The 10387-nt window shown below is 63.4% G+C and carries 12 protein-coding genes; 7 read left to right on the top strand and 5 right to left on the bottom strand.

All coding sequences use genetic code 11. The features are described 5' to 3' along the window. Positions 1-216 precede the first annotated feature (216 nt). From ACU4E7_RS16565 to ACU4E7_RS16535, 7 genes are all read left to right on the top strand, one after another. Positions 217-516 carry an ArsR/SmtB family transcription factor gene (locus ACU4E7_RS16565; protein ID WP_447019505.1) on the top strand — a complete coding sequence of 100 codons (300 nt, stop codon included), beginning with the start codon at positions 217-219 and terminating at the stop codon, positions 514-516. Then, on the top strand, positions 513-1577 hold the full coding sequence (locus tag ACU4E7_RS16560; RefSeq protein ID WP_447019504.1) for a permease: 1065 nt from the start codon (positions 513-515) through the stop codon (positions 1575-1577). The genes ACU4E7_RS16565 and ACU4E7_RS16560 overlap by 4 nt, the downstream gene beginning before the upstream one ends. A 19-nt stretch (positions 1578-1596) precedes the next feature. Then, positions 1597-1833 carry a thioredoxin family protein gene (locus ACU4E7_RS16555; RefSeq protein ID WP_012115395.1) on the top strand — a complete coding sequence of 79 codons (237 nt, stop codon included), beginning with the start codon at positions 1597-1599 and terminating at the stop codon, positions 1831-1833. A 7-nt stretch (positions 1834-1840) separates the two neighbouring features. Further along, complete coding sequence (locus tag ACU4E7_RS16550) at positions 1841-2245, top strand: OsmC family protein (protein WP_447019503.1); 405 nt, start codon at positions 1841-1843, stop codon at positions 2243-2245. Between the two features lie 66 nt (positions 2246-2311). Further along, the gene (locus ACU4E7_RS16545) at positions 2312-3499 is read left to right on the top strand and encodes a thiolase family protein (protein WP_447019502.1); all 1188 of its coding nucleotides are present in this window, start codon (positions 2312-2314) and stop codon (positions 3497-3499) included. A 550-nt stretch (positions 3500-4049) separates the two neighbouring features. Continuing rightward, positions 4050-4814 carry an arsenical resistance protein ArsH gene (arsH, locus tag ACU4E7_RS16540; RefSeq protein ID WP_447021654.1) on the top strand — a complete coding sequence of 255 codons (765 nt, stop codon included), beginning with the start codon at positions 4050-4052 and terminating at the stop codon, positions 4812-4814. A 137-nt stretch (positions 4815-4951) separates the two neighbouring features. After that, positions 4952-5839, top strand: a complete 888-nt coding sequence (locus ACU4E7_RS16535) for a LysR family transcriptional regulator (protein WP_447019501.1) — start codon at positions 4952-4954, stop codon at positions 5837-5839. Here the strand turns inward: ACU4E7_RS16535 and ACU4E7_RS16530 are convergent. Genes ACU4E7_RS16530 through trbL form a run of 5 tightly spaced genes read right to left on the bottom strand, consistent with a single transcriptional unit; the run spans position 5801 to position 10387 of the window. Next, entirely contained in the window at positions 5801-6064 is a 264-nt protein-coding gene (locus tag ACU4E7_RS16530; protein WP_447019500.1) for a DUF2274 domain-containing protein, read from the bottom strand. The two genes, ACU4E7_RS16535 and ACU4E7_RS16530, sit on opposite strands and share 39 nt — an antisense overlap. Continuing rightward, a complete protein-coding gene (locus tag ACU4E7_RS16525; RefSeq protein WP_447019499.1) occupies positions 6061-7335 on the bottom strand; it encodes a TrbI/VirB10 family protein in 1275 nt (424 codons plus the stop codon). Before ACU4E7_RS16525 ends, ACU4E7_RS16530 begins: the two co-directional genes overlap by 4 nt. Further along, positions 7332-8324, bottom strand: coding sequence for a P-type conjugative transfer protein TrbG (gene trbG / locus ACU4E7_RS16520; protein ID WP_447019498.1), 993 nt, complete (start codon positions 8322-8324; stop codon positions 7332-7334). Before trbG ends, ACU4E7_RS16525 begins: the two co-directional genes overlap by 4 nt. A gap of 14 nt (positions 8325-8338) precedes the next feature. Continuing rightward, a complete protein-coding gene (trbF, locus tag ACU4E7_RS16515) occupies positions 8339-9034 on the bottom strand; it encodes a conjugal transfer protein TrbF (protein ID WP_447019497.1) in 696 nt (231 codons plus the stop codon). A gap of 3 nt (positions 9035-9037) precedes the next feature. Continuing rightward, on the bottom strand, positions 9038-10387 hold the full coding sequence (gene trbL / locus ACU4E7_RS16510; RefSeq protein WP_447019496.1) for a P-type conjugative transfer protein TrbL: 1350 nt from the start codon (positions 10385-10387) through the stop codon (positions 9038-9040).

The raw sequence follows: 10387 nt of genomic DNA, 5'->3' as shown, positions 1-10387 counted from the left end.
GACATGGGGAGACTGACGAGGCGCACCCCGTCGCTCTCGATTGTTTCGATCTCGGCGTCATACCAGACCTTCCCCGGATTCGGTCCGTGCAGGGTTCCGAACCCGCTGGCGAAGCTGCCGCCGAGTTGCGCGACCGTCCCTACGTCGCGCCACGAAGGGCATGTCAGAAAATAATATGCGCTTGCACGCATATGCGCATGAGCGTAAATAGATCCCATGCAGTCCGCGCTCACCCTTCTGTCGGCCCTGGCCGAGCCCACCCGCCTCGCGGCGGTCCGCCTCCTGTGGGACGGGCGCGAGCATTGCGTCTGCGAGCTCGTGCGCGTCCTCGGTGTCACCCAGTCCCGCATGTCGCGCCATATGGCGGTACTAAAGCAGGCCGGCGTGGTGGTCGACCGGCGGGACGCCCAATGGGTGCGCTACCGTCGCAATCCCGAATTGCCGACCGAGCAGGCCGCAATCGTCGACGCTGTCCTCACCAGCCTGGACGCGTCATCCAACAGGAGAGCCGCATGAGTGCCGACCTGTCATTGACCGGGCGCAAGCCGCCGCGGGAGGCATCGCCTCTGGCCTGGGCGGCGGCGACCGTCGCGGCGATCGCCCTCTGGTTCGTGGTCTATGCCCAACTCGCGCTGTTCTCCCAATGGCTGGTCGCCCGCCTGCCGGTGGAGCCCGGCAGCCATCTCGCCGAAGCGGTCGCGTTCTTCATCTACGACACGCCCAAGGTGCTGATGCTGCTGACGCTGGTGGTGTTCGCCATGGGCGTGGTGCGCAGCTTCTTCTCCGCCGAGCGCACCCGTGCGCTGCTGGCGGGAAAGCGCGAGGGGCTCGGCAATATCGCGGCGGCCGGCCTCGGCATCGTCACGCCCTTCTGCTCCTGCTCGGCGGTGCCGCTGTTCGTCGGCTTCGTCTCCGCCGGGGTGCCTCTCGGCGTGACGTTCTCCTTCCTCATCGCCGCGCCCATGGTCAACGAAGTGGCGCTGGGCCTCCTGTTCGCGCTGGTCGGCTGGAAGGTGGCGCTCACCTATCTGGCCTTCGGCCTCTCCATTGCCATCGTCGCCGGCTGGGTCATCGGGCGGCTGCATCTGGAGGGCTGGCTGGAAGACTGGGTGCGCAACGTGCGCGCCGCTCCGGTCGAGCTGCCGCAGAACGGCATGTCGTTGGTGGATCGCATCAGGGCCGGCCTCGACGCGGTGCGCGACATCGTCGGCAAGGTCTGGATGTGGATCATCGCCGGCATCGCCGCGGGCGCCCTCATCCACGGCTACGTGCCGGCGGACCTGCTCGCCTCCATCATGGGGCGGGATGCGTGGTGGTCGGTTCCCGCCGCGGTTCTGCTGGGCATTCCCATGTATTCCAACGCCGCGGGCATCATCCCGGTGGTGGAGGCCCTGCTGGCCAAGGGGGCGGCGCTGGGCACCGTGCTCGCCTTCATGATGGCGGTGATCGCCTTGTCGCTGCCGGAAATGATCATCCTGCGCAAAGTGCTGAGCCTGAAGCTGATCGCCGTGTTCGTGGGCGTGGTCGGCACCGGCATCCTGGCCGTGGGCTTCCTGTTCAACGCGCTGTTTTCTTAAAACAAGAAAGGCAAAAACCATGAAAGACGTGAAAGTGCTCGGCCCCGGCTGCTCCCGCTGCGAGGCAACAGCGCAGATGGTGCGGGACGAGGCGGCCAAGCTCGGGCTCGACGTGACGGTGGAGAAGGTCACCGACTATGCGCTGATCGCCGGCTACGGCATCGCCTCGACCCCCGGCATCGTCATCGACGGCAAGGTGGTGCATGCGGGTGGTCTGCCGAAGCCGGACGACGTCGCCCGCTGGCTCGCGGCGTGAGCGCCGCATGCTGGAATACAAGGTTCGCGCGGCGCGCATCGACGCACATGGCAGCCTCGCCCGCACGAAAGAGGCCGAGATCACCCTCGACACCGACATTGGCGGGCGCGCCGATGCGTTCAACCCGGCGGAACTGTTTCTCGCCGCTATCGCTGCATGCATGATCAAGGGCATCGAGCGGGTGACCCCGATGCTGAATTTCGAGTTGCGCGGGGTGGATGTCACGCTCCACGCCGTTCGGCAGGACGCGCCGCCGAAGATCGTCTCGGTGGATTACGAACTGATCATCGATACGGACGAGACGGAGCAGCGCCTGGCTTTGCTCCCGACCAACGTCCGCAAGTACGGCACGATTTCGAACACCGTGGCGGAAGCGACCCGATTGGACGGGACGATCCGAAGGAAGGCTTGAGCGTCATCCGTGCGCTGGCCACGCCAGTGCACATGCCATCAGTCATTGTCCATGAAAGGCCAATCCATGACGAAACGAGACGTGGTCATCTGCGCACCGGTGCGCACGGCGATCGGCACTTATAATGGCGCTCTGAAGGCGGTTCCCGCGACCGAGCTGGGTGCGACGGTCGTGCGCGAGACGCTCCGTCGCTCGGGCCTTGATGCAGCCAAGCTATCGAGCCTGATCATGGGCAATGTGGTTCAGGCCGGAAACAAGATGAACCCTGCCCGCCAGGCAGCCGTCCATGGCGGCGTGCCGGTGGAGGTGCCGGCCATGACCGTGAACCGGGTCTGCGGCTCCGGAGCCCAGGCCGTTGCCTCGGTCGCCCAGGAGATCTGGCTGGGCTTCGCCGATGCGGCGATCGCCGGCGGCATGGAGAACATGGATGGCGCGCCCTACCTTATGAGCGGCGGGCGTTGGGGCTATCGCATGGGCGATGCGCAGATCTATGATTCCATGCTGCGCGACGGCCTGAACGACGCCTTCTCGGGCGAGCATTCCGGTTGGCACACCGAAGACCTCGTGACGAAATACGGCGTCTCCCGCGAGGATCAGGACCGTTGGGCGGCGCGCTCGCAACAGCGCTTTTCCGAGGCGCAGGCCGCCGGAAAATTCGATGCCGAGATCGTCGGCGTCGAGATCAAGGGCCGCAAGGGGCCGGAGATCTTCGCCCGCGACGAGCACAATCGGCCGGACACCACGACCGAATCCCTTGCCAAGCTGAAGCCGGCTTTCCGCAAGGACGGCACCATCACCGCTGGAAACGCGCCCGGGCTCAATACCGGCGCCGCGGCGATGATCCTTGCCGAACGCGATTTTGCTGCAACGAACGGCCTTGAGCCGGTGGCGCGGCTCGTCGCCTTCGGCGTCGGCGCGGTGGAGCCGGGCATGTTCGGCATCGGTCCGGTGCCGGCGGTGCGGCAGGCGCTGGGGCGTGCGGGCTGGACGATCGCGGACGTTGAGCGGGTGGAAATCAACGAGGCCTTCGCGGCGATCGCCCTCGCCGTCACCCGCGAGCTCGGCCTTGCCGAAGAGATCGTCAATGTGGAAGGCGGGGCCATCGCCCATGGCCATCCCATCGGCGCGAGCGGGGCGATCCTGACCACGCGGCTCATCCATTCGATGCGGCGCGACGGATTGAGGCGTGGCATCGTTACCCTGTGCATCGGCGGCGGCCAGGGCATCGCGCTCGCCATCGAAACCCTGCCCTGACTGACGGGTGATGCGCGCGCGGGCTACCGGCTTTGGCCGCAATCCCGCGCGCGCCATTAAAAGCGGTCATCGTGCCACCAGCCGGTTCCGCGGCATTATCGGTCCGGCTCAGGTCGCGGGCCGCATCGCCATCTGGGCATTCGCACCGCGAGCGTCTGTACACCTGATCGGTTGCTGCGTGGTGCTGGCCTTTCCCGTGGCGCTCCTCGCTCTCGACATGCTGCCACCGAGCTTCGCCGTCATCGCCTTCGTCGCAGCGCTCTATGGCGCCGCCAATGGCATCATGACTATCGTCCGCGGCCTCGCAGTGCCGGAGTTGTTGACACGCGATGCCTACGGCGCCGTCAACGGGGCCCTTGCTGCTCCCGGCACCATCGCCAGGGCTCTGGCGCCTGTCGGTGCCGCGATCCTCTGGGCGCAGACGGGATCCTACGATGCAGTGCTTCTGGCCGCCATCGCCGGGGCCCTTGTCCTCGCTGCCGGGTCCTGGGCCGCGGCCATCCTCTCGGGCCGGATGGCCCATTCCAACATTGACTACTGGAATTTACGCATGTCGCATGACGTCGCTGCCGATCCTACCTTTCTCGCACTTGATGCGGATCACCTCGATCTTCCGGATCTCGCAAAGCTGGACGTGCGACAGGCCTCCGTCCATCCGCCGCGCATCCTGCTTTTGTATGGCTTGCTGAGGGAGCGGTCCTACAGCCGCCTCCGCACCGAAGAAGCGGAACGGCTTCTCACTCGCATGGGAGCTGAAACACGGATTTTCGACCCACGCGAGCTGCCGTTGCCGGACAGCGTTCCGGCAGACCATCCGAAGGTGCAGGAATTACGGGCGCTCTCAGCTTGGTCGGAAGGGCAGGTCCAGCGCAGCCCAGAACGGCACGGGACGATCACTGGCGTGTTCAAAAGCCAGATCGACTGGATTTCCGTTGAAATTGGAGCCGTGCGTCCCACCCAAGGCAAGATTCTGGTGGTGATGCAGGTCAGTGGCGGGTCGCAATCGTTCAATGCCATCAACGCGCTGCGCGTACTCGGACGCTGGATGCGCATAGTGACGATCCCCAACCAATCGTCGGTGGCGAATGCCTACCAGGAATTCGACGAGGCGGGGCGCATGAAGCCATCAACTTACTATAGCCGCGTGGTCGATGTGATGGAGGAACTGATGAAGTTCACGCTTCTGACGAGGGATCGCAGCTCGTATCTCACGAGCCGGTACAGCGAAAGACGGGAGGCCGCGGAGAAGATGGAGCCGCCCGTCAATTTGACCGCAATCACCGAGCCACATCACTTCGGAAATTCTACACCGTAAAATATTTGATATATTATTTACATTCATATTCCGCGGACGTAATTTTAATGCATGTGCGCACGTGTATATAATAATTATCGTAATCATATTAGTCAGATAAAGTGTTAATAATCATTGTCATGTCAATAGGAGCGAGAATGGAGCTTCGTCATCTTCGGCATTTCGTGGCGGTCGCAGAAGAGCTCCATTTTACACGTGGCGCACAACGCGCCGGCATCGAGCAATCCCCATTGTCCCGATCAATCAAGACTCTCGAACGGCGCCTTGGCGTAATATTATTCGAACGTACACGGCGATCCACGAAGCTGACGCCAGCCGGTGAACGTCTTCTCGTCCATGCGCGTGCGCTCCTCGCATCCGCCGACGAAGCACGCACAGACGTTCGCACGGCAGCAGCGACGGGAGACACAATCAGCCATTTGCACATCGGCATTTGCGACGGTGTACCATTGGCACGCCTCGCACGACTGATATTCGAAGTAACACATGAAGGTCCGCAAGTCGTCGTATATATCCATGAAGCGTCAGTGACGCAGAATATCGAAGGCTTGCGAAGCGGCTTTCTTGATGCGGCGCTCACGCCTGAGAGCGGATACGGCAAGGGGATTTTGTCCGAAGCAGTCTGGCGAGACCCGCCGATCGCTTTGATGCCGAGTGGTCATCCTCTGGCCGGAAAGAAGCGGATCAAACTGTCTGGGATTGTTAAAGAGCCTCTCATTCTAAGTCGGCCCGATACGGGTCTTAGCCAGCAATCCGAGATCGAACAGCTTGTTCGAACCGCAAGCTCGACCCCCAATATTGTTAGTCGCACCACGACGCTTCCGGTGTTGGTTACGCTGGTTCTTGCGGGCTATGGCATCGGAATAGCGACCGCCGCTCAACTCGAGGCGATCGAGGTGAATGGCATTGCCCTCCGGCCCCTGAGCGATGCGCCCACCGATCTGAAGACTTGGCTGATGGTGCGTGAGGGGACACTCAACGAGCCACTATCTCGTTTCATCGAGCGAGCTCGGACGATTACTTAAAGAGCCTGTACGGCCAGGCCGTGCGGCGCGGAATCCCTTGTCACGAGCGATGAAGGTTTCGAGCATGAGCGGAGCCAATGTCGCCGCATCGACAACCGTGCCATGAAGCTCGGAATGAAGAGCGGCATATCGGTCGAGGTCGGCCCGAAGTTGCACCGTTATGGTGATGGTGAGTTTGACGGTTTCGGCTTTCGGCACCGGTCCGAGGCTAAGCTTTCTGGTCAATCATCCCTCCTGATGTCAGCCGTCATCGGGGCGGCGCGATAGGGTCGCAAGACGAGATCCTTATTGACGATGACGCGGACCGGAAAGCCCGGTCGCACCTTCAAGGTCGGCTGAATATTGAGATTGCGCCGTGTGATCTGCTGGCCGACATCGTTGATGGTGTCCTGGGCGCCGTCGCGCGTCGCGATGATGACCTGATCGCCGTTCGTCCCCTGATTTTGAGGCGCTGCCAGTTCGGCGCCGATGCCGAGCAGCGAGGAGAGGACCGCGCTTCCGATCAGGCGGAACCAGTGATTGTCCACCTCATCTTCAAGGCCCGAATAGCCGGCCGTATCGACGCCGGAGAGACGATCCAGCACGATGGAGGAGCCGTCCGGCATGACGAGGCGATTCCAGACCAGGAGCACACGGCTCTGGCCGAAGGCGACGCCGGAATCGTATTGGCCCATCAGGCGGGCGCCCTGGGGGATCAAGAGATGCCTGCCCGTCGCCGTGTCATAGACATTCTCGGTGACGGTGCCGATGATCTGGCCCGGCAGATCGGAATTGATCCCCGTCACCAAGGCGACTGGAATGATGGTGCCGGCCATCACTTGATAGGGCGAGTGCGGCGTCTGGAGAGTTCCAGATCCGTAAATCTTCTGGTCGGCCTCTCGGCTTGCGAACGCCTGCTTGCGATCCTGCATGTTCTGCGTGGTCATTTCATCGGCGGGCGGAGCAACGGCAGTTTCCGCACCGGCAGCGCGTATGGCGGTGAGATCGAGCCGGTTTGGCTCCGGCGAGGCGGGCGCGGTTGCCGATACCTCCTGCTTCGGGCGTGTGGTCTGAAAGAACACGGCTGCCTTCGCTGCGGCTTCCGCTTCCTGCTGGGCACGAAGTCGCGCCGCGCGTTTGGCATCCTCTTCCGGATCGGCCCTGAAACTCGGCCGCTCTGGCATGGGCGGAATGCCTGCCTCCCGCTCGGTGCGCACGACAGGTCCTCCGAGCTCGCCGGGCAAGGGGGCACCGAGCTTCGGTGGTTGAACCTGCGTATAGTCGCGCGGCAACGTTTGCAGCCCCTCCGCCGGGTTGACGCGGTCGGTATTGTAGAGCTCCTCGCCGGTCCGAGCTGATCTCTCCCGGCCTTGCAATGCCCAAATCATCGCGCCAAGCACTGCGGCGGAGACGGCGCCGGCGAGCACCACCAAGGTCAAGCGATTGAGACGGGTTACCGGACGCGGCTTGGCGCGAATGGCGAGATCGGGGGGTGGGGATTTGGGTGGCACGGTCATAGCCCGAAGATCCCCCGCCGGTTGCCGTCGGTGCGCGAGATGCGCACGATCTGCTGCTTCTCGCCTCCAAGACGAAGCTCGGCCGCACCGAACAGGCGATCGACGATGTAATAAGGTGGCTTCGCGCGGTAGTTGACGAGCTGGTTCTCCCCGGTGGGGCCGACAACGAACAGGGTTGGCAACTCGCCCTGGGCGATACCGGCGGGAAACTGGATATAGACCTTCTCACCGTCATCGAAGACGCGGGTCGGCCGCCACGATGGATTATCGCCCGTGATCTCATAGCGGAACTGGACTCGCTCGAGTGCAACGGCATTTGCGACCGGCGTGGCAGTCCCCGCACGATCATTCTGACGTTGCAGCGCGAGAAGACGGTCGTGTGGATAGTCCCAGGAGACCGACGCCATCCAGGTCTGGGGCGTCGATGTGAGTTCGAGGAGGTAGGTCCGGCGGTTGGTGTTAACCACCAGATTGGTCTTCAGATCCGGCCGCGTGGGTTTCACCAAGATGTGGGTCTGCTGGCTTCCGCCCCCACCGCTGGTCGTGTCGCCGATCACCCATCGCACGGTGTCGCCGGCCGAGACGGAGATCAGCTCTTCGCCGCTCTGCAGGGCTATGTCCGTTACTTTTTCAGGCGCCGCATAAACCTGATAGAGCGCGCCAGCCATGTAGGGCCAGACCTGCGTTGCATTGACATAGCCGGTGCGGGTCGGCTGCACGCGGGCTGCATCATTGGCCGTCGTGACGCGTAGCTTCGGATCGGCAGGTTCAACTGTTCCGCCCTTGACCGGCATCGGCTTTAACTGGCCAGGCAGCGGCAATGGTTTCGGCAGCTCGACTATTTCGACGGGACCAGCCGGCTCGACGATCCGGCTCGCCTCGTAGGGTTCATCCAGGGAGATTTCCGGCGGCGGTGTTTTCCCGGCGCAACCCGCCAGCAACGTGACGGACGAGAGGAGGAGAATGCGGAATGGCAGCATGCGGGTCATGATCCTTTTCTCCTTCACGACCCGCCGGCGCCGAGTTCACGGCTCCAGTTGATGCCGTTGACGAAAATGCCGAGAGGATTCTTACGCAGCCGGTCCTCGGTGCGCGGTGGTTGCATGATGATGGTGAGGATGCCGGTCCAGCGATCCGTGCCGGCAAGCTGATTGTTTTCATAGCGCCGCTCGATCCAGCGGATCTGGAAGGAGCTGTCGGATGCGCGCACGACGCTGGTGACCTCGACGGCGACCGACATTTTGCCGACCTTGCCGAACGGATCGTTGGCACGCGCATAGTCATTCAACCCGGCGCTGCCGCGATCGGTGGTGAAGTCGTAAGCCTCGAGCCAGTTCTGCCGCACCACGATGGGATCGGTAGGCAGTGCGCGCACGTTCTGTATGAAGCGCGCGAGCGCGTAGGCAATCTGGGCGTCGGTCGGCCGATAGGCCTCCACGGCCGGGCCAACGGCCTTTACTTGGCCGAGCTGATCGACTTCGACCACATAGGGCGTGACGGTGGAGCGGCCCGCCTGCCACAGCAGACCGCCGGCCATGCCTACGGCAAGCGTCAGACAGCCGAAGGACATGAGCCGCCAATTTCGGGCCTGAATGCGGGCGGACCCGAGGCGTTCGTCCCAGAGTTGGCCGGCGGCCTGATAGGGCGTTGAGGGTTCCGACGTTTGTGAATAGCGCACATCGGCGCGTTTGAACCGCATCGTTCAATCCTCTTGTCGCAGAGATGGATTGGCGCCGGAGCCACCATGATCGCCGGAGCGCAAAGCATGGGCTGCGGTGGTGGCACCGTGGGAGACGTGCGAGCCGCTCGGTCCATTTCTCACGCGATTGGCCCATGCGGGAGCACCGCCGGCACCGGCGAACGACGCATCGTTTCCAGCCCCACCCATCGCTCCCACGGGCTTGCCGCCGGTGGCCGTCCAAGCGCCACGGGCGCCAGCGGAAGCACGGGCGCCGACCGTGCCCGCGACGCGAGACGCGACACTGCGACCCGCTTGTATGACGGCGCCACCACCCGCTTGCGCCACGCCGGCAAGACCAGCTCCGACCGCTCCCATGCCAGACGCACCGGACGTCGCTGCACCAAGCTCGAAGGCGGCGCGCGCGCCGCCCGACATGGTGGATGCCGCCTTAACGCCGGAACCGATAGCGGCCCCGCCAAGCCGTGCCGCGCCGACAGCTCCGGCGCCTGCCGCGACCGCCATGCCGCCGGCGGCGAGCGCGGTACCGGCGACTGCACCCGCGCCGAGCTGCGGGGCTCCGGAGACGAGACCCGTCGCGATCGACGGGCCGAAGATGCCCAGCCCAAGCATGGCGAGCGACGCCAGCATGATCGCCAGCGCGTGATCGATGGACGGCTCTGCTCCCGCCGAGGCGCGAAATTCGGCGAAGAGGCCGTTGCCGATACCAACGATTACGGCAAGGACCAGGATCTTGATCCCGGACGACACGACATTGCCGAGCACGCGTTCGGCCAGGAAGGCGGTCTTGTTCCAAAATGCGAAGGGCACCAGCACGAAGCCGGCCAACGTAGTCAACTTGAACTCCAGCAACGTCACAAAGAGCTGCACCGCGAGCACGAAGAAACTGACGATGACCACGAGCCAGGCGAGGAACAGAACGGCGATGGTGTCGATGTTGGAGAAGACGGAGGTGAAGCCGGACAGGTCGCCTATCTGTGCGAGGATCGGCCGGCCGGCGTCCATGCCGACAGAGGCGAGCTTTCCGGGACGCAGGAAATCGTCCTGGGACAGGCCGGAGCCAGAGGCGGTCAGGCCTAGCCCGGCGAAGGATCTGAAGATGATGCCGGCCAGCGAATTGAAGTTTGTAATGATGTAGGCGAAGGCTCCGACATAGAGGACCTTCTTGATGAGCTTCGCCAGAATCTCGTCATTGCCGGCTCCGAATGCCCAGAACAGGCCGGCGAGCGTTATATCGATGGCGATGAGCGTCGCCGAAAGGTAAGCGATCTCACCGTGAAGCAGGCCAAACCCGCTATCGATATATTGCGAGAAGGTGTCGGTGAAACGGTCGATGACGGAGAGATCGTCCAT

Source organism: Xanthobacter sp. ZOL 2024, from assembly GCF_052932325.1.
This window is presented reverse-complemented; position numbering and strand designations above follow the sequence as displayed.

Excerpts from the sequence above, each read along its gene's own strand:
- ACU4E7_RS16565 (WP_447019505.1), top strand. The coding sequence starts at position 217 with ATGCAGTCCGCGCTCACCCTTCTGTCGGCCCTGGCCGAGCCCACCCGC.
- ACU4E7_RS16560 (WP_447019504.1), top strand. The coding sequence starts at position 513 with ATGAGTGCCGACCTGTCATTGACCGGGCGCAAGCCGCCGCGGGAGGCA.
- ACU4E7_RS16555 (WP_012115395.1), top strand. The coding sequence starts at position 1,597 with ATGAAAGACGTGAAAGTGCTCGGCCCCGGCTGCTCCCGCTGCGAGGCA.
- ACU4E7_RS16550 (WP_447019503.1), top strand. The coding sequence starts at position 1,841 with ATGCTGGAATACAAGGTTCGCGCGGCGCGCATCGACGCACATGGCAGC.
- ACU4E7_RS16545 (WP_447019502.1), top strand. The coding sequence starts at position 2,312 with ATGACGAAACGAGACGTGGTCATCTGCGCACCGGTGCGCACGGCGATC.
- arsH (WP_447021654.1), top strand. The coding sequence starts at position 4,050 with ATGTCGCATGACGTCGCTGCCGATCCTACCTTTCTCGCACTTGATGCG.
- ACU4E7_RS16535 (WP_447019501.1), top strand. The coding sequence starts at position 4,952 with ATGGAGCTTCGTCATCTTCGGCATTTCGTGGCGGTCGCAGAAGAGCTC.
- ACU4E7_RS16525 (WP_447019499.1), bottom strand. The coding sequence starts at position 7,335 with ATGACCGTGCCACCCAAATCCCCACCCCCCGATCTCGCCATTCGCGCC.
- trbG (WP_447019498.1), bottom strand. The coding sequence starts at position 8,324 with ATGACCCGCATGCTGCCATTCCGCATTCTCCTCCTCTCGTCCGTCACG.
- trbF (WP_447019497.1), bottom strand. The coding sequence starts at position 9,034 with ATGCGGTTCAAACGCGCCGATGTGCGCTATTCACAAACGTCGGAACCC.
- trbL (WP_447019496.1), bottom strand. The coding sequence starts at position 10,387 with ATGGACGATCTCTCCGTCATCGACCGTTTCACCGACACCTTCTCGCAA.